Source organism: Mycobacterium sp. DL440, from assembly GCF_011745145.1.
Taxonomy (GTDB): Bacteria; Actinomycetota; Actinomycetes; order Mycobacteriales; family Mycobacteriaceae; genus Mycobacterium.
Genome location: NZ_CP050191.1, coordinates 1,954,110 through 1,972,659, shown reverse-complemented (window position 1 = coordinate 1,972,659; position 18,550 = coordinate 1,954,110). Strand labels below are relative to the sequence as shown.

Annotated in this window: 17 protein-coding genes; 9 read left to right on the top strand and 8 right to left on the bottom strand. The window is 66.3% G+C overall.

Features of this window, described 5'->3' with window-relative positions; translation table 11 throughout:
- The first annotated feature begins 42 nt into the window (after positions 1-42).
- A complete protein-coding gene (locus tag HBE63_RS09735; RefSeq protein ID WP_166909602.1) occupies positions 43-963 on the top strand; it encodes a heme A synthase in 921 nt (306 codons plus the stop codon).
- On the opposite strand, the gene HBE63_RS09730 is transcribed toward HBE63_RS09735, so the two are convergent.
- Complete coding sequence (locus HBE63_RS09730) at positions 960-1,898, bottom strand: RimK family alpha-L-glutamate ligase (protein WP_166904562.1); 939 nt, start codon at positions 1,896-1,898, stop codon at positions 960-962. The two genes, HBE63_RS09735 and HBE63_RS09730, sit on opposite strands and share 4 nt — an antisense overlap.
- Before the next feature lie 32 nt (positions 1,899-1,930).
- On the opposite strand from HBE63_RS09730, the gene HBE63_RS09725 reads away from it, so the two are divergent.
- Complete coding sequence (locus HBE63_RS09725) at positions 1,931-2,905, top strand: quinone oxidoreductase (protein ID WP_166904561.1); 975 nt, start codon at positions 1,931-1,933, stop codon at positions 2,903-2,905.
- Here the strand turns inward: HBE63_RS09725 and HBE63_RS09720 are convergent.
- Complete coding sequence (locus tag HBE63_RS09720) at positions 2,902-3,831, bottom strand: DUF1254 domain-containing protein (protein ID WP_166909600.1); 930 nt, start codon at positions 3,829-3,831, stop codon at positions 2,902-2,904. The two genes, HBE63_RS09725 and HBE63_RS09720, sit on opposite strands and share 4 nt — an antisense overlap.
- A gap of 60 nt (positions 3,832-3,891) precedes the next feature.
- Positions 3,892-4,824 carry a heme o synthase gene (locus HBE63_RS09715; RefSeq protein WP_166904560.1) on the bottom strand — a complete coding sequence of 311 codons (933 nt, stop codon included), beginning with the start codon at positions 4,822-4,824 and terminating at the stop codon, positions 3,892-3,894.
- A 232-nt stretch (positions 4,825-5,056) separates the two neighbouring features.
- Between HBE63_RS09715 and tkt the strand changes: the two genes are divergently transcribed.
- From tkt to pgl, 5 genes are read left to right on the top strand one after another with little or no spacing between them, the layout of a single operon-like run.
- Positions 5,057-7,147 (top strand): transketolase, encoded by a 2,091-nt coding sequence (gene tkt / locus HBE63_RS09710; RefSeq protein WP_166904559.1) that lies wholly within the window; start codon positions 5,057-5,059, stop codon positions 7,145-7,147.
- 28 nt (positions 7,148-7,175) lie between these two features.
- Positions 7,176-8,291, top strand: coding sequence for a transaldolase (tal, locus tag HBE63_RS09705; protein ID WP_166904558.1), 1,116 nt, complete (start codon positions 7,176-7,178; stop codon positions 8,289-8,291).
- Positions 8,292-8,319: 28 nt separating this feature from the next.
- Positions 8,320-9,867 (top strand): glucose-6-phosphate dehydrogenase, encoded by a 1,548-nt coding sequence (gene zwf, locus HBE63_RS09700; RefSeq protein WP_166904557.1) that lies wholly within the window; start codon positions 8,320-8,322, stop codon positions 9,865-9,867.
- A gap of 28 nt (positions 9,868-9,895) precedes the next feature.
- A complete protein-coding gene (opcA, locus tag HBE63_RS09695) occupies positions 9,896-10,807 on the top strand; it encodes a glucose-6-phosphate dehydrogenase assembly protein OpcA (RefSeq protein ID WP_166904556.1) in 912 nt (303 codons plus the stop codon).
- On the top strand, positions 10,804-11,535 hold the full coding sequence (gene pgl, locus HBE63_RS09690) for a 6-phosphogluconolactonase (protein WP_166904555.1): 732 nt from the start codon (positions 10,804-10,806) through the stop codon (positions 11,533-11,535). The genes opcA and pgl overlap by 4 nt, the downstream gene beginning before the upstream one ends.
- A gap of 199 nt (positions 11,536-11,734) precedes the next feature.
- On the opposite strand, the gene HBE63_RS09685 is transcribed toward pgl, so the two are convergent.
- Genes HBE63_RS09685 through HBE63_RS09665 form a run of 5 tightly spaced genes read right to left on the bottom strand, consistent with a single transcriptional unit; the run spans position 11,735 to position 17,168 of the window.
- Positions 11,735-12,994: an ethanolamine utilization protein EutH gene (locus HBE63_RS09685; RefSeq protein ID WP_166904554.1), complete on the bottom strand. Its 1,260-nt coding sequence runs from the start codon at positions 12,992-12,994 to the stop codon at positions 11,735-11,737.
- Positions 12,995-13,049: 55 nt separating this feature from the next.
- A complete protein-coding gene (locus HBE63_RS09680) occupies positions 13,050-13,277 on the bottom strand; it encodes a hypothetical protein (RefSeq protein WP_166904553.1) in 228 nt (75 codons plus the stop codon).
- Positions 13,274-14,116 (bottom strand): FAD-dependent oxidoreductase, encoded by an 843-nt coding sequence (locus tag HBE63_RS09675; protein WP_166904552.1) that lies wholly within the window; start codon positions 14,114-14,116, stop codon positions 13,274-13,276. Before HBE63_RS09675 ends, HBE63_RS09680 begins: the two co-directional genes overlap by 4 nt.
- On the bottom strand, positions 14,113-15,570 hold the full coding sequence (locus HBE63_RS09670) for an NAD(P)/FAD-dependent oxidoreductase (RefSeq protein ID WP_166904551.1): 1,458 nt from the start codon (positions 15,568-15,570) through the stop codon (positions 14,113-14,115). The genes HBE63_RS09675 and HBE63_RS09670 overlap by 4 nt, the downstream gene beginning before the upstream one ends.
- The gene (locus HBE63_RS09665; protein WP_243858589.1) at positions 15,570-17,168 is read right to left on the bottom strand and encodes an FGGY family carbohydrate kinase; all 1,599 of its coding nucleotides are present in this window, start codon (positions 17,166-17,168) and stop codon (positions 15,570-15,572) included. Before HBE63_RS09665 ends, HBE63_RS09670 begins: the two co-directional genes overlap by 1 nt.
- A 103-nt stretch (positions 17,169-17,271) precedes the next feature.
- On the opposite strand from HBE63_RS09665, the gene HBE63_RS09660 reads away from it, so the two are divergent.
- Together HBE63_RS09660 and HBE63_RS09655 are read left to right on the top strand one after the other, a co-directional pair.
- Positions 17,272-18,045, top strand: a complete 774-nt coding sequence (locus HBE63_RS09660) for a DeoR/GlpR family DNA-binding transcription regulator (RefSeq protein ID WP_243858587.1) — start codon at positions 17,272-17,274, stop codon at positions 18,043-18,045.
- A gap of 46 nt (positions 18,046-18,091) precedes the next feature.
- Positions 18,092-18,469, top strand: a complete 378-nt coding sequence (locus tag HBE63_RS09655; RefSeq protein ID WP_166904550.1) for an ATPase — start codon at positions 18,092-18,094, stop codon at positions 18,467-18,469.
- Positions 18,470-18,550: the final 81 nt, after the last annotated feature.

The following is an 18,550-nucleotide window of genomic DNA, read 5'->3' as shown; positions in this document are numbered from 1 at the left end:
AACTACGATCAGGCCGTGCCCGGCGGAACAGCTTTCCAGCGACTGGTCGACCTGCTGCCCAGGCCGAGCCTGCGGGTCCAGCGCCTGATCGCGTTCCTGGTGATCCTCACCCAGGGCGGTATCTCGGTCACCGGAGCGATCGTCCGGGTCACCGCGTCCGGCCTGGGCTGCCCCACCTGGCCGCAATGCTTCCCCGGCAGCTTCACCCCCGTCCCGCACGCCGAGGTCGCCGTCGTGCATCAGGTGGTCGAGTTCGGCAACCGGATGATCACCTTCCTGGTGGTACTGACCGCCATCGCCGCCGTCCTGGCCGTGACCCGGGCCCGCCGACGCCGCGAGGTGTTGATCTACGCCTGGCTGATGCCCGCCTCGACCGTGGTCCAGGCCATCATCGGCGGCATCACGGTACGGACCGGACTGCTGTGGTGGACCGTGGCGATCCACCTGATCGCGTCCATGGCGATGGTCTGGCTCGCGGTGCTGCTCTTCGTCAAGATCGGCCAGCCCGACACCGGCGCCCCCACGGCCACGGTGCCGAAACCGTTGCGGCAGTTGACCGTCCTGAGCGCCGTCGTCCTGACCGCAGTCCTGGTGACGGGCACTCTGGTGACCGGCGCCGGTCCGCACGCCGGGGACAAGAGCCTCGATCGCGTGGTCCCGCGCCTGCAGGTCGAGATCACCACGCTCGTACACATGCATTCGTCGTTGCTGGTCGCCTACCTGGCCCTGATCGTCGCGCTGGGATTCGGCCTCACCGCGGTACGCGCCCCGCGCCCGGTCATGGTCCGGCTCGCCGTTCTGGTGGCGCTGGTGTGCGCCCAGGGGCTCGTCGGGATCGTGCAGTTCTACACCGGAGTTCCCGCCGTCCTCGTCGCCGTGCACGTTGCCGGTGCCGCCACCTGCACCGCGGCCACCGCGGCCCTCTGGGCATCGATGCGCGAGCGGGTAGAGCCCAGCGGCTAGAAGCCGCGGCGGGACAGCGGGCCGAGCCCGAACCGCTCCAGGGCGCCCTCCACCCCGACGGCGAACTTCCGCTCGGCATCCTTCCTGTCGCTCTGGTCGAGCTGCCGGAAACCCAGTCCCGGCTCAACCAGTTCCAGCTCCAGCAGACGCGGGTCCTCGGGTCCGCCGATCACATCGACCCGGGCGTACACCAGCTCCTCGGGCTTGAGATCGAACAGCCGGCCCACCGCGTCGACCGCGCGGCGGCCCACCTCCCAGACTTCATCGTCAGGGGCGGCCGGCGACAACGACTCATGGGCGTAGGTGCCCGTCTCCTCGAACTCGGGTGACTGTCCGGCCGGGGGCAGGATCGGCCCCTTGGTGAACGCGTGGGATGGCTTGCCGCCCAGAAACACCAGCGCGGTCTCGCCGTCTGCGATCCGCGGATCGTAGGGCTGCACCAGCACCGCGCGGCCGCCGGCGTGCAGTGCCGCCGCGTGCGCCAGCGCCTCTGAGGCGTCGACGAAGCGCTGCGCCCCGGTCGAGCCGGCACCCACAGCGGGCTTCACCACCACTTCACCCTCGGGCACTCTGACCTTCTCGCCGACCCCGAAGTATCGGGTCGGCACCACGGCCACCCCCATGCGGTGCAGATCGTCGAGGTAGCGCTTGTCGGTGTTCCACTCCACGATCTGCGCCGAGTTGATCAGGTGGGGCACCGCCCGCGCCCAGCTGAGGAACTCGTTGAGACGCTCGGTGTAGTCCCAGGTGGCCCGCAGGATCACCAGGTCGGCTTCGAGCGTGGCCGGGTCGTCCCACGGCAGCCAGCGGGCGTGCAGACCGCGATTGCGCAGCGCCATGACCAGGCCGGCGTCGTCGCCGTCACCTTCGGGCAGGGCCGCGCAACCGGCCAACACGATGCGGGGATGGAACACATCCGGACGGGCGAGCTTCACCTCCGCGATCATATGTGTGGATGATGGATGGCGTGTATGCCATCGAAGTTGCCGAGACCGGCGGACCCGAAGTCCTGAGCTACCTCGAGCGGCCCGAGCCCTCGCCCGGCGCCGGCGAGGTACTGATCAAGGCCGAAGCGATCGGCGTCAACTTCATCGACACCTACTTCCGGTCCGGGCTGTATCCGCGGGACCTGCCGTTCGTCGTCGGGTCCGAGGTCTGCGGCACCGTCGCCGCAGTCGGCGACGATGTGGCCGCGCTGGCCGTCGGTGACCGCGTGGTGACCGCGAACGCGACCGGCGCTTACGCCGACTTCTGTGTTGCCCCAGCCGATTTTGTCGCCTATGTGCCCGACGGCGTAGCTCCCGACGCGATCGCCTCGGCACTGCTGAAGGGCATGACCGCGCACTACCTGATCAAGTCCACCTATGCCGTGCAGCCGAACGACACGGTGCTGGTGCACGCCGGAGCCGGCGGTGTCGGGATGATCCTGACCCAGTGGGCCACCAGCATCGGCACCCGCGTGATCACGACGGCCTCGACGCCCGAGAAAGCCGAACTGTCCCGGCAGGCCGGCGCGATCGAGGTGCTCGAGTATCCCGAGGACCCGGCCGAGTTCGGGGACAAGATCCGCGATCTCACCGGCGGCGCGGGCGTGGCCGCGGTCTACGACGGGGTGGGCGCATCGACATTCGACGCCAGCCTGGACAGCCTCGCGGTGCGTGGCACGCTGGCCCTGTTCGGGGCGGCCAGCGGTCCGGTGCCACCGGTGGACCCGCAACGGCTCAACGCGGCAGGATCGGTGTTCCTGACCCGGCCGACGCTGGCCCACCACACCCGCACACCCGACGAATTCTCCTGGCGTGCCGGTGAATTGATCAACGCCATCGCGGACGGGTCGATCACCATCACCGTCGGCGGCCGCTACCCGCTGGCCGAGGCGGCCCAGGCCCACACCGACCTGCAGGGCCGCAAGACAGTTGGCTCGATCGTCCTGGTGCCCTAGACCGGCTGAGCCTCGGGGAACGTCCACGACCCGTCGAGGATCTCGGGCCGCGGCTGGTACAGGCGCACGACGTAGTTCCAGCCCTCGGTGACCGGCAACAGATTCGCCGCGCCGCTCCCGCCGAACTGCACCGTGGTGGAGCCGTCCGGATCCTTGACTGCGGTGATGTTGTTCAGCGAGTAGGCATTCTGCGGGTTCGCGGTGAAATAGCCGTCCTTGTTGTAGACCGTCACTGACCAGAACCCATCCACCGGGACGTCTTTCACGGTCAGGCGGTGCACAGTGGTGCCGTCGTTGCGCGCCGGCACCACTGTGAGATAGAACGCGTCGCGCTCCGGGTTGCCGCCCCAGGCGAACGCCGATCCGATCAGGTGGCGTACCGGGTCCACCTCATACTTGGCTCCGAACATTCCCTTGGTGTCCGTCAGCGTGGTGGACAACGTGACCAGCGCATCACGAACCGTCTTCTGGCTGACCGGATCCCACTGCGGGATCTCGAAGAATCCCGGCTCGGCCTGCGAGACGGTGATCGCGTCCTGCAGCGCGTGTACTGCGGCCAGGTCGACGGTGTCGCCCGGATCGACCAGGGTGCGTACCGCCGCGATCGCATATCGGGAGGCCACCGAGTCACGGCTGAATGTCACCTCCGCCGGGGCGTAGGCCACGTTGGTGGTGTAGTGATCCTCGCTGATCACCTGCAGCGACACGAAGCGGCCGGCGCCGTCGGGCAGCGTGATGGTGACCGGTCCGGCGTCGAGATCGAACACCGCCGCCGAGTAGAGGGTGTCGCGGTTGGACCGGATGACGATCTGATGGTCGACCGGACTCAGTTCGCGGATGTGGAAGAACTTTCCGAAGCCGCCCTCGTTGACGACGCCGGCGAGATACCGGTCGGATTCGGCACGCACGAAGTTGTCGGGACTCACCAATTCGGTCATGGCCGCAACGCTGCCACACCGAGGAAGGGTCAGCAGCGGTTCGCGGGCCTAGTGGCCGAAGATCGTCGGCAGCGCCAGCGCCGAGTCGATGGCCAAGGCGCAGAACACCACGGCCAGGTAGTTGTTCGACTGGAGGAACAACCGCAGCGGCTTCACCGGCTCGCCACGCTTCACCCCGGAGTACAGCTGGTGGGCCATCACCAGGAACCAGGCGCCCGCCAGCAACGCGACAGCGCCGTACAGCCATCCGGTGGTCAGCGCCAGCGCCAGCGTGGTGAGGACCGTCAACCAGGTGTAGATCAGGATCTGGCGAGTGACCTGACGCTCGGTGGCCACGGCGGGCAACATCGGCACCCCGGCCGCCTTGTAGTCGTCCTTGTAACGCATCGCCAGCGCCCACGTATGCGGCGGCGTCCAGAAGAAGATGATCAGGAACATCACGAGTGCGGGCCACTGGATGGTGCCGGTCACCGCGGACCAGCCGATCATCACCGGCATGCAGCCGGCCGCCCCGCCCCACACCACGTTCTGCGAGGTCCGGCGTTTGAGCAGCAAGGTGTAGACGAAGACGTAGAACGCGATCGTGGCCACCGCCAGCACCCCGGACAGCAGATTCGACGTCCAGGTCAGCCAGCAGAACGAGGTCACCGACAGCACCAGCCCGAAGATGAGTGCGTGCCGCGTCGGGACCGAGGCCTGGGCCAGCGGCCGGCGAGCGGTGCGCTTCATCACCTTGTCGATGTCGGCGTCGGCCACACAGTTGAGGGTGTTGGCGCCGGCCGCGGCCAGCATGCCGCCCACCAACGTGTTCAGGATCAGGAGTGGGTCAACGGTGCCACGGTCCGCCAGCAACATCGCCGGAATGGTGGTGACCAGCAACAACTCGATCACACGTGGCTTGGTCAACGCCAAATACGACAGGAGGGTGGATCGTATTCGGCTTGGCGCCCCATGGATGAGCCGGCGCTCGCGAATGCTCACGCAAATAACTCCTCGGGTGGCGTCACGCGGCTTCTACTACACACGATGGTAGACCGCGGCCCGCACACCTCTGCACCGCAGGGTCTGTTCGGGGCAACAACCGGGTAGACGAGCGGGTATCGGTGCGAGAACCAGTCTGCATCGGATGAGTCCGCCCCACTAGGGTGTTTGTCGTAGCAGCATGGCAACTGCGCGCACATGCCAGCAGATAGATGACGAGGAAGTGAGCTTAGTGACCACCGCCGAAGAGATCACCGCACTCACCCAGCCCAACCACCCAGATGACTGGACCGAAGTCGACAGCGTTGCCGTCGACACCGCTCGGGTGCTTGCGGCTGACGCGGTGCAGAAGGTCGGCAACGGCCACCCGGGAACTGCGATGAGCCTGGCACCGCTGGCCTACACGCTGTTCCAGCGGCAGCTGCGCCACGATCCCAACGACACCCACTGGATCGGCCGGGACCGTTTTGTGCTGTCCTGCGGGCATTCCAGCCTCACCCTCTACATCCAGCTGTACCTCGGCGGTTTCGGCCTGGAACTGGCCGACATCGAGGCGCTGCGCACCTGGGGCTCGCTGACTCCGGGCCATCCCGAGTACCACCACACCAAGGGTGTGGAGATCACCACCGGCCCGCTGGGCCAGGGGCTGGCGTCGGCGGTCGGGATGGCGATGGCCGCTCGTTACGAGCGCGGCCTGTTCGATCCGGACACCGCCCCGGGTGAGAGCCCCTTCGACCACTACATCTACGTGGTGGCCTCCGACGGCGACATGGAAGAGGGCGTCACCAGCGAGGCGTCGTCGCTCGCGGGCACCCAGCAGCTCGGCAATCTCATCGTGTTCTGGGACGACAACAAGATCTCCATCGAGCACAACACCGACATCGCGCTGAGCGAGGATGTGCCCGCGCGTTACCGCGCCTACGGCTGGCACGTCCAGGAGGTCGAGGGCGGCGAGAACGTCGTCGGTATCGAAGAAGCCATTGCCGCCGCGAAGGCCGTCACCGACAAGCCGTCGTTCATCGCGCTGCGCACTATCATCGGCTACCCCGCCCCCACCAAGATGAACACCGGTGGTGTGCACGGCTCGGCGCTGGGCGCCGACGAGGTGGCCGCCACCAAGAAGATCCTCGGCTTCGACCCCGACAAGAGCTTCGAGGTGCGCGACGATGTCATCGCCCACACCCGTGAGCTGGTGACCCGCGGTAAGCAGGTGCACGACGAGTGGCAGGTGACCTTCGACGCCTGGGCCAAGCGTGAGCCCGAGCGCAAGGCCCTGCTGGACCGGCTGCAGGCCAAGGAGCTTCCCGAGGGTTGGGACGCCGACCTTCCGCACTGGGACCTCGATTCCAAGCCTGTGGCGACCCGCGCCGCGTCCGGTGCCGTGCTGGCCGCCGTCGGGCAGACGCTGCCCGAGCTGTGGGGCGGTTCGGCCGATCTCGCCGGCAGCAACAACACCACGATCAAGGGCGCGAATTCGTTCGGGCCGCCGTCGATCTCGACCGAAGACTGGAATGCGACCTGGTACGGCCGCACCCTGCATTTCGGTATCCGTGAGCACGCCATGGGCGCGATCCTGTCCGGCATCGTGCTGCACGGTCCGACCCGGGCCTACGGCGGAACGTTCCTCCAGTTCTCGGATTACATGCGGCCGGCCGTGCGTTTGGCCTCGTTGATGAACATCGATCCGATCTACGTCTGGACGCACGATTCGATCGGACTCGGTGAGGACGGCCCGACGCACCAGCCGATCGAACACCTCGCGGCACTGCGGGCGATCCCGAACCTGTCGGTGGTCCGACCGGGCGATCCGAACGAGACCGTCTACGCGTGGAAGACCGTGCTGGAGCGCACCGCCAGCACCGGCCCGGTGGGGCTGATCCTGACGCGCCAGGGCGTCCCGGTGCTCGAGGGCACCAGCGCCGAAGGTGTTTCCCGCGGCGGTTACGTGCTGGGCGGCACGCCGGAGGACAACCCCGACGTGGTGATCATCGCCACCGGCTCCGAGCTCCAGCTCGCCGTCGCAGCGCAGAAGCTGTTGGCGGACAAGGAGATCAACGCCAGCGTGGTGTCGATGCCGTGTGTCGAGTGGTTCGAATCCCAGCCCAAGGAGTACCGCGATTCGGTGCTGCCGCCCGCCGTGTCGGCCCGGGTGGCGGTCGAGGCCGCGGTGGCGCAGAGTTGGTACAAGCTGGTCGGAGACACCGGCGAGATCGTCTCGATCGAGCACTACGGTGCCTCCGCCGACGACAAGACGCTGTTCCGTGAGTTCGGTTTCACCCCCGAGGCCGTGGCGGCCGCGGCGCAACGATCCCTAGACAACTAGCAGAGACGACTAGCAGGAGAAGGCGAACATGACTCAGAACCCGAACCTCGCGGCGCTGAGCGCCGCGGGTGTATCTGTCTGGCTCGACGATCTGTCGCGCGAGCGGCTGCAGACCGGCAATCTGCAGAACCTGATCGATACCCGCAGCGTCGTGGGGGTGACCACCAACCCGTCGATCTTCCAGGCGGCGCTGTCGAAGGGCACCGCCTACGACGCCCAGGTGAAAGAGCTCGCCGAGCGGGGCGCCGACGTCGACGCCACCATCCGCACCGTCACCACCGATGACGTCCGCAACGCCTGCGACGTCCTGGCCAAGCAGTACGAGGCCTCCGACGGTATCGACGGCCGGGTGTCCATCGAGGTCGACCCGCGGCTGGCGCACGACACCGACAAGACGATTCTGCAGGCGATCGAGCTGTGGAAGATCGTCGACCGCCCCAATCTGCTGATCAAGATTCCCGCGACCCTTGCCGGGCTGCCCGCGATCACCGCGGTGATCGCCGAAGGCATTTCCGTCAACGTCACGCTGATCTTCTCGGTCGAACGCCACCGTGGGGTGATGGACGCCTACCTGGCCGGTCTGGAGAAGGCCAAGGAGGCCGGGCACGATCTGTCCAAGATCCACTCGGTCGCATCGTTCTTCGTGTCCCGCGTGGACACCGAGATCGACAGCCGGCTGGAAAAGATCGGCTCCGAGGAGGCTTTGGGCCTGCGCGGCAAGGCCGGCGTGGCCAACTCCCGCCTGGCCTACGCGGCGTACGAGGAGGTCTTCGGGGGCGACCGTTTCGCGCCGCTCAAGAACGAAGGTGCCCGTGTACAGCGCGTGCTGTGGGCGTCGACCGGCGTCAAGAACCCGGACTACTCGGACACGCTCTACGTCACCGAGTTGGTCGCGCCGCACACGGTGAACACCTTGCCGGAAAAGACGCTGGAAGCCGTCGCCGACCACGGCAAGATCACCGGTAACACCATCACGGGGACTGCGGCGGCATCGCAGGAGACCTTCGACAAACTGAGCGCCGTCGGCATCGACCTGGTCGATGTGTTCAAGGTGCTCGAGGACGAGGGTGTGGACAAGTTCGAGAAGTCGTGGCAGGAGCTGCTCGACGCGACACAGGGCCAACTCGACGCCGCCACGCGATGAGCGCCTGCGCGAAGAGCCGAGGACGGCGATGAGCGCGGGCAGCGCCGACACGACCGCCTGGCGTAACCCGCTGCGCGACAAGCGCGACAAGCGCATGCCCCGCATTGCGGGGCCCTGTGCGGTGGTGATCTTCGGCGTCACGGGCGACCTGGCCCGCAAGAAGCTGATGCCGGCCATCTACGATCTGGCCAACCGCGGCTTGCTGCCGCCCAGCTTCGCACTCGTCGGGTTCGCCCGCCGGGATTGGGCGGACGAGGACTTCGGGAAAGTGGTCTACGACGCGGTCAAGGCGCACGCCCGCACTCCGTTCCGCCAGGAAGTCTGGGACCGGTTGGCCGAAGGTTTCCGATTCGTCCAAGGCACATTCGACGACGAGTCCTCGTTCGAACGGCTGAAGGCGACCCTGAACAAACTCGATGTCGAGCGCGGTACCAGCGGCAATCACGCGTTCTACCTGTCGATTCCGCCGAAGGCGTTCCCCCAGGTCTGCGAGCAGTTGTCGAAGTCGGGGCTGGCCGACAAGCCCGAGGGCAGCTGGAGTCGGGTGGTGATCGAGAAGCCGTTCGGTCACGACCTCAAGAGCGCTGAGGAACTCAACGCTGTGGTCAACAGTGTGTTCCCGGAGTCGTCGGTGTTCCGCATCGACCACTATCTGGGCAAGGAGACCGTTCAGAACCTCCTGGCCTTGCGCTTCGCCAACGAGATGTTCGAGCCGGTGTTGAATTCGCACTATGTCGACAGTGTGCAGATCACGATGGCTGAGGACATCGGCCTCGGCGGGCGCGGCGGCTATTACGACGGAGTCGGTGCCGCCCGAGACGTCATCCAGAACCATCTGCTGCAGCTGCTCGCGCTGACCGCGATGGAGGAGCCGGTGAGTTTCTCCCCCGCGGAGCTGCAAGCCGAGAAGATCAAGGTGCTCTCGGCAACCCGGCTCGCCGAGCCGCTGGACGAGACCACTTCCCGCGGCCAGTACGTCGCGGGTTGGCAGGGCGGCGAGAAAGTCGTCGGGCTGCTGGACGAAGAGGGCTTCTCCAAGACATCGACCACCGAGACGTTCGCCGCCATCACCCTGGACGTGGATACCCGCCGCTGGGCCGGCGTGCCGTTCTATCTGCGTACCGGAAAACGGTTGGGCCGGAGGGTCACCGAGATCGCGCTGTTGTTCAAGCGTGCGCCACACCTGCCGTTCGATGCCACGATGACCGATGAGCTCGGTCAGAACGCCCTGGTGATCCGGGTGCAACCGGACGAAGGCATCACTCTGCGCTTCGGGTCCAAGGTTCCGGGGCACATCATGGAGGTCCGCGATGTCAGCATGGACTTCTCCTACGGTTCGGCCTTCGCCGAAGAGTCACCCGAGGCCTACGAGCGCCTGATCCTCGACGTGCTGCTGGGCGAGCCGTCGCTGTTCCCGGTCAACGCCGAGGTCGAATTGTGCTGGAAGATCCTCGATCCCGCGTTGGATTACTGGGCCACGCACGGTAAGCCCGATCCGTATGAGTCCGGAACATGGGGTCCCGAATCGGCGTTCGAGATGCTGCGCCGGTCGGGCCGGGAATGGAGGCGGCCGTGACGAGCGCTAGCGCGAGGAACCGAACACTATGATTGTCGATCTGCCAGAGACCAATACCGGGGCGATCAACAAGAAGATCGTCGCCCTGCGTGAGGAGGGCGGCGCGATCACCCTCGGTCGGGTGCTGACTCTTGTCATCGCAACCGATTCCGAAGCGCTGCTTGAGGAGTCGATCGACGCGGCCAACGCGGCCAGCCGTGAGCATCCATGCCGCGTGATCGTGGTCATTCCCGGGGACCGGTTCACCACCGAAGCCCGGCTCGACGCCCAGCTGCGGGTGGGCCGCGACGCCGGCGCCAACGAGGTGGTGGTGCTGCGATTGTCCGGTCCGCTGGCCAGTCACGCCAGCAGCGTGGTGACGCCGTTCCTGCTGCCGGACACCCCGGTGGTGACGTGGTGGCCCGATCTAGCGCCTGCCGTCCCCGCACAGGATCCGTTGGGCAAGTTGGCGATTCGCCGGATCACCGACGCCACCAACGGCGCTGATCCGCTGGCCTGCATCAAGAGCAGGCTCAACGGTTACACCGCCGGTGACACCGATCTGGCCTGGAGCCGCGTCACCTACTGGCGCGCGCTGCTGGCCGCGGCGATCGATCAGCCGCCGCACGAACCCATCACCTCGGCGCTCGTGTCCGGACTCAAGGACGAACCCGCGCTCGACATTCTGGCCGGCTGGTTGGCCAACCGGATCGACGGACCGGTGACCCGGACGACGGGCGAATTGAAGGTCGAGCTGACCAGGCCCAGCGAAACCGTGACCCTGGTACGTCCGCAGTCTGGCGTCACCGCCGTACTGAGCCGCACCGGCAAGCCGGATGCGTTGGTGCCCTTGGCCCGCCGCGAGGCCAAGGAGTGTCTGGCCGAGGATCTGCGCCGCCTCGATGCCGACGAAATCTACTACGACGCACTCACGGGAATCGACAAGGTCCAGTACGCATGAGCACTGTTATCGAGCGTTACGCCGACGCCGACACGCTGGTAGCCGCCGCCGGAGATCGGTTGGTGGCTGCCATCACGTCCGCGATCTCGGCCCGAGGTCATGCCAACATCGTGCTCACCGGCGGAGGCACGGGAATCGGCCTCCTCAAGCGCGTCGGTGAGCGCAGCGGCGAGATCGACTGGTCGAAGGTGCATGTGTACTGGGGCGACGAGCGTTTCGTGCCGCAGGACGACGGAGAGCGCAACGACAAGCAGGCCCGCGAGGCACTGTTGGATCATGTCGGGATCTCGGACGTCAACGTGCACGCGATGGCCGCCAGCGACGGCGAATTCGGCGACGATCTCACCGCAGCCGCCGCCGGGTACGCACAGCTGCTGGCCGCCAACTTCGACGCTCCCGGACCCGAGTTCGACGTGCATCTGCTCGGCATGGGCGGCGAGGGACACATCAACTCACTGTTTCCCGACACTGCCGCGGTGCGTGAGACCGACCGCATGGTGGTGGGCGTGCCGAACTCCCCCAAGCCCCCTCCCCGCCGAATCACGTTGACACTGCCCGCGGTTCGCAACTCGCGCGAGGTGTGGCTGGTGGTGTCCGGTGAGGCCAAGGCCGACGCGGTCGCCGCTGCGGTGGGTGGTGCGGATCCGGTGGACATCCCCGCCGCCGGCGCGATCGGCCGTGACCGGACGGTGTGGTTGCTCGACGAGGCTGCGGCAAGCAAGCTCTGAGTCGACCGCCTAATCGTCGGTGGCGTCGCTGTGGCGCTCGGTCGCCCGATCTGCCAGTGCCTCGCCATAGCCGGCCAGGTAGTCGGCCACCTGCCGGTTGGGCGTGGCCTGGTCGGCCACAACCGCCCACCGGCTTCGGAGTTCGCAGAATTGCCGCACACTGTTCAGACGTATCGCGATGCCGTTCGGTTCCCCATCGCTAGACCTGGACGCGTTCGGCCGGCTCGCGTTCGTCGTCCTCGCGTTTGTCGTCCTCAGGTTCGGCATCGTCGCGTTCCAGGCGCTTTGCGGTGGGGACGGCGATCCACAGGGCCAGCAGCATCGCCGTGACGCCGGCAACGACTTTGCCGATCATCAACGGCGCGATGACATTTGGTTGGAAGTTGGCAGTGAAGGCCAGGTGATCGCCGATCAGCGCCGAGCATGTGGTGCCGAACGCGATCACGAGCACCTTGTCCTTGGCGGGCATGCTGCGGATCAGATGGAACGCCGCGAGCATGTTGGTGGTGGCGGCAAGCAGTCCCGCGGTGCCCTCGGTGCTGATGCCCATCCGCTTGCCGATCGCAGTGAGCGGCTTGTCCGCGTAGGTCCGGACCGCGTAGACCAGTGGAAACGCACCGGCCAGCACGATGGCAACATTGCCGACGACTTCCAGTGCCCGCATCTGGTCTTCTGCCGTCGCGATGATCGGCTCGAATCCCCACCAGCTGAAACGTGAGCTGAAGAAGCCGGTGACGTGGTCCACGATGGAGACAGCGAGCACCAGATAGATCGCCGCGTTGAGGATGCGGCCGAACCAGATGAACCCGGTGATCATGGCCCGGGTCGCGAAGTACAGCCCGGCCGCGATAGCCACCGTGACGATGATGACCGGCAGCAGGTTGATCAGAACGTCGCCGATGCCGTAGCCGTCGATGGTGGCGGTGGACGGGCCATCGGTGGTCACCGAGTCACGCACCGGAGAGTGGGTGGTGATCAGTATGGTCATTGTGACGAGGACGCCGATCGGGACCGTCAGGATGCCGCTCATGATGCCGAGGGCGAAGTATTTGTGGTCACGCACATCCAGGATGGCCAGGCCCACCGGGATGATGAACGAGATGGTGGCGCCCGAGAGGAACCCGGTGATGGACGCCGTCATCCATGCGCCGGTGGAATCTGCGGTCGCTTGGGCCAGTTGATATCCGCCCATATCGCTTGCGATCAGGGTGGTCGCCGCCATGGCCGCGTCCGCCCCGAAAGGGGCATAGATCTTGCCGAGCACGTGTTCAACGAACCAGGCCAGATATGGCAGCCCGGCCATGATGCCCGCGACGGGGACGAACAACGGACCGAGGGCGTAGATCCCCTCTTTGAATTCTCGACCGATTCCCCGGTCACCGCGGAATGCCAGTGCACACGCACCGATTACGACGAACGCCATCATGAGGTAGATGACGATGTTTCCTAATGTGGCCATAGATGTGTTCTTTCCGGAGGTCCGAATAGTGGGTTGGCGGTAGCCGCTTGGTCAGCTAGTCGAGCCGCTTGCGGTTTCGGCGTTTCCGGAACCCGCCGGCGGCAAGAGCACCGAGCGCGGTCGCCACCACGCCGATACGGATCGCCGGGGGGATATCGGAAACACCCACCTCGATCCGGGCCGGCCAGGTTCCCATCCGGCCTTCGGCGACGATGCGTGAACCTTCGACACGAATCCGCTCGAAGGTGTAGGGGAACTCGCCGACTGGTGAGGTGACTTTCATTGGGGCAGTCCAATCCTGGGAAGCACGGGTATGTGGGAATGGGTTTCGGCCTGGGCGTATTCCAGTGCACGGTGGGCAGCCACCATGCCGATCTGCGCGGCATTTGCCAAGATGGCTGCGCTCCCTTGCGCGTAGACGGCGGGTTCGTCATCCATGACCGCCCCGTCGATGTTCCGGTACGGGAGCGCTGGCCCGGCCAGGATCAAACAGTCGCACGTGAGATGTACTGCCGTGGTTGGAGTTTCCACGGTGACTCCGCTGATTCTCGGCATGCCGTGGGTCGCGCTGACCCTGGCATCCGGCATGGTCATCACATCTCGGTCCACGGATCGCTCCGGACCACCGACCCACACGATCGAGGCGACATCGTTGCGGCCGGACCGCATCTTGGCAATGCATTCGGCCGCCCAGCCGGCGTCACCGACGACGACAACATGACGACCGAGGTGAACTCGCTGCTGGATCAGATGCAGTGCCAGCGTGGCCGGTACCACTCCCGCGCAACGGTTTCCGTCGATACGCAGTTCCGTGCGGGTGGGTGGTCGATGGCCGGTCGCGACGACGAGCGCGTCCGCTGTCGCAATCCCGCCGAGCTCACCTACCGCCAGGATCCGGTCACCTTCCCAGCGGACGACCTGGGTGCCTGAGGCAAGGCGGACACCGTCGCGGCGGGCCTGATGAACCAGCCTGTCGTGTTCGGGATCCTCCCAGTGTTCGCCGCCGGGGACGGGAAGCCGTTCGTAGACGGTCACGTCGGCCGTCGGAGCCAGGCTTACCGCGCAGTGCAAACCTGCGAGTCCCGAGCCGGCAATCGCAATGTGTGGACGCGTGGTAATCATTGGGCACCGGTCTCCCACTGCGATTCGGGTTCACCTTGCCGGATCTCGCCAGGTTGCTCCCCGGTTGCCGCGGAGAGGATGAAGCTGACGCCCACCGAGCAATATGCGCCTTGACAGCGGCCGGCCGTGGCGCGGGTCCGTTTTCGGATGCCGTCAAGGGATGTCGCGGGTAGGGGGCCCCGGCATTCGGCCGCGATCTCGGCTGCAGTCACGTGTTCGCACGCGCACACGACCATCGGATGCTGGTCGGGAGAAGCGCCGGGCCGGGTCGCGAACTCATGGGCCGCGGCGTCGGTGGTCATCTCGGCCAACCGCGCCAGCACGGGAACAGACTCGGCCGGACGCGGTTTGGCTGTCAGCGCCATGACTTCGGTGGAGATGAGATTCCTGACATAGCGGGCTACGGCGGGCGCTGCGGAAACACCGGTTGATCGAATGCCCGCGGCGTGAATCAGATTCGGCATCTTCGGCGATACCTCGAGCCGGTAGGTGCGGTCGCTGGCCGGCCGTAACCCGGAGAACGCCTTGGTCACGTAGTGGCGGTCGAGCCCGTCGGGCAGCAGTCGACTCGCCCGCTCCCAGACTCGGTCGAGGGTCTCCCCGTCGGTGGCCTTATCCGTGCGGTCCCGCCCGTCGTCGGCGGTCGGCCCGACAAGTACCGTCCGGTTCGTGGTCGGCACTGCGTAGATTCCGCGGGTGTGCGGCGTCGGTGCGGTGCACAAGACCTTGGGAATCAACGGCCCCACTGCACGATCCAGCAGGAGGAACTGCCCTTTTCGCGGCCACATCGTGAACGGTTCGGCCGCCGCGGCATCGGTGATGAGATCCGCGTTCACCCCGGCCGCGTTGACGACGGCGCCGACGGCGAAGGCGCCGGCCGGAGTGACGATATGGCTGATCTCTCCCGATGTGTGGTGCCAGAAGCCCGTGACGGGTGTCGACCGGTGTAGCTCGACTCCGTTGACTACGGCGAGCTTTGCGAATCCGATGGTCAGTCGGATCGGATCGATGATGCCCTCGGCCGGTATGTGCAATGCCTCGACAGCAGCGGGCGCGGCGGTGTGCGCGAGCCGGCGCAGCGCCCGGCCGGACACCATTTCCGCCTCGACTCCGGCCTCAGCGGCCTGCGCCACCAGGCTGGTCAGTGACTCGGTATCACCGTCGTCGAAAGCCAGCGACAATGCTCCGATTCGTTGAAACGGAACGTCAAGGGCCCGGCAGATCGTTTCCCATTGGGGGCTGGTCTCCCGGATGAGATCGGATTCCAGGCTTCCAGGCGGCAAATCGTATCCGCTGCTCGCGATGGCCGAGTTGGCCTTGCTGGCCCCCTCTGCGACGTCGTGGGCGGCTTCGAACCATCCAACACGGACTGAGTACCGGGATAGTTCGGCGGCGATCGCCGCGCCGATGACGCCGGCTCCGATGACCGCGATGTCATACCGCTGTGTGTTCATCACTTCCGTTCCTCGGTCCGCCGGTGGGCGGCTGTGGTCAACGCTGGGGGCTCGAGTGCCGCTGTGGATTCGATGAATTCGATCCAGCGAGCACGCTCGAGTTCGCGATGCCGATCACTCAAGGCCGGCTCGACCGTGCGGGTGAACTTGGTTCGCGACGCAAGGCCGGCCAGGTCGAGTTCACCGGCGCCGATCGCAGCCAGACCGGCGGCGCCTGCGGCGGTGTTGTCATGGTGATCGGCGATGGCGATCGGCCGCCCGCACAGGTCCGCTTGCCGCTGCATGAGCGTCCTGTTGACGCTCAGTCCCCCGTCGGCACGCAGGCTCGCGGCCGTCTGGAGTTCCGCGTCGATGGCGCCGACGACGTCGCACACTCGTTGGGCTATGCCGTCGAGAACCGAGAACGCCATGTCGTGACGGTCCGTGGAAGCGCGCAAACCGGCGACGACGCCTGCGGCCTCCGAACGCCACCATGGCGCCCCGATTCCGGTGAAGCTGGGCAGGAACAGTGGATGCTGCATGCGCAGATCGAAGTTCGATACCGCAGCGCTCGCCGCGGCGAGTTCGCCGACTTGTGATGCCCGTTCAGCAATTCCCAGGCTCACCAACCAGTCGACGGCGGTGGCCACGCTGAACACGCCGCCCTCGATCGCCCAGGCCTTGGGTTCGCCGGGAATGGTCCAGCCGTAGGTCGGCATCAGGCCATGGCCGGGGCGACGCGGATTCGGGCCGACGTTGGTGTCGATGAAACATCCTGTGCCGTAGGTCATCTTGGTGTCGCCAGGGGCGACTGCACCCAATGCGGCCATGGCGGCCAGCTGGTCGGCCGCACTGGCGTACAGCGGCGCGCCCAAGGTGGTCGGAAGACCGTCGGCGAAGACGGTGTCGACCATCCGCGGAAGCAGGTTGAGGTCGATTCCGAACGCAGCAGCGCATTCCTCGTCGAACCGCAATTCGTCGAGTGCCATCAACTGGGTTCGGCTCCCGGTGGATGGATCGGTCAGATACGCGCCGCGCGCGAGCCGATAAATGAAGAACGCGTCGAGCGTTGCGATGGCGAGGGTGCCCGCGGCAGCCGCAGCGGTGACCGCAGGAAGGTTGACTAACGCCCAGGCGATCTTTGCGGCTGAGTAATACGGATCCGGTCGCAGACCGGTGATCTGTTGGACGCGTGACGCTTCCGGGGTCCCGGCGAACCGCCCGATGATGGTGCCGGCCCGGCGGTCTGACCACAGAATCGCATTCGAGAGCGGCGCACCGGTGCGCCTGTCGAAGGCGATGACAGACTCGCCCTGGTTGGCCAGGCCGATGCCGGCCAATTCCGCCCCGGGCACCGAGGCCAGCGCTTCGCGCACAGTCTCCTCGATGGCCGCGACCAGAGCATTGCCGTCTTGTTCGTCCCAGCCCGGAAACGGGTGCGTGGTGATCGACTGCCGCCGGGCGGTCGCGACGCAGTTGCCGGCATCGTCGTAGAGGTTGGTGCGGGTACTCGTGGTGCCCTGATCGATCCCGGCCCATACCCGGGTCACCGGACCTCCGCGCGTCAACGGAGTCGGCGCCACCGGCACCTGCGGTGCCGGGAATTCTTGTGGTGTCACCAACAACCTCCATTGCGAAGTGATAACGACAACAGATCGAATCACAACCGATCATGCTCGGCAACTCAATGATCGATATTGATCGACAGTAGGGTGTACGGCTGTGGCCGAACAACACGCCGAGGAACGTCACGCGCACCTGCTTGACCTGCTTTCGCGTCAACCGTTCGCATCGCTGGACGACATGCAGCGCGCGACGGGGGCCAGCACCCCGACGATCCGACGCGACCTGTCTGCGCTCGAACGGCAGGGCCTGATCAAGCGAGTCCGGGGTGGAGCCTCATTGGCGGCAGCATCGAGCACCCTGGACGAGGCGTTCGACCTCCGGCGCAGACGCAACGCGCGGGAGAAGGGTGCCATCGCCCTGGCGGCCGCCGCCCTGGTGAAACCTCGCTCGTCAGTGTTGCTCAACGATGGCAGCACCACGCTTGCGCTGGCAGAGGAGCTCGCCTCTCAAGCGCAGCCACTCTGGGTCGCCACCTCAGGTCTCAACATCGGAGAGCGCCTCGCGAGCGTGCCCTCCTTCGAGGTGATCGTGATCGGCGGATCGCTGCGCGCCTCGTCATTCGGGACGAGCGGGCCGTTGGCGACGGCGGCGATCTCCCAATTGAGCGTGGACACCACGTTTCTCAGTTGTGATGGAGTCGATCTCGACATGGGAGTGCGGTTCAACAGCCTGCTGGACGCGGAGATCGCCACCGCGATGGCCCGGCAAGGCCGGCGGGTGGTGATCCTCGCCGACTCGTCCAAGATCGGTCAGCGCGCGATCGCCGGGTCCCTGGGCTGGACCGACATCGACGTCTTCGTCACCAACGAACTCGACGACACCTGGCGCGAACACCTCCACAACGCAGGAGTCGAGACCGTCGAAGCCTGACCGGTTTTCCGGTCGGCCGGCGACCTGCCCGACCATACTGTCTGGCATGGCAGACAAAGGGGACGGCCGCACCCGCCCGAATTCTGGGCGGCAGAGAATTCGGACATTGACGCAGGCCGCGCTCAACGCCGACATGACCGTGGAGCAGGTCGACACCCTGCTCACCGATCTCAGTACCACCCTGGTCGACCTCAACAAGTCGACCGGCGGCCTCGATGCCACCCTGGACCGATTCAACGACACCATCACCCGTATCGATGAGCTCGCGCCCCGCCTCATCGGGGTGGTCGAGCGCCTGGAGTCGATCGTGGATCGCGTCGAGGTCATCGTCGGGATCGGCGAGGCGGTGATGTCGCCACTGGCTGCGACGGAAAGCGCGGTGCGCGCTGTGGTCAGCCGGGTTCGCAAGAGCGCAGGCCTGTAGGGCTGGACCGCTCCGCACCTCGGTTACAGTGGTCGCCATGAGTGCCGGATTGGATCGCGCAGACGCACATGCTGCGCTCGC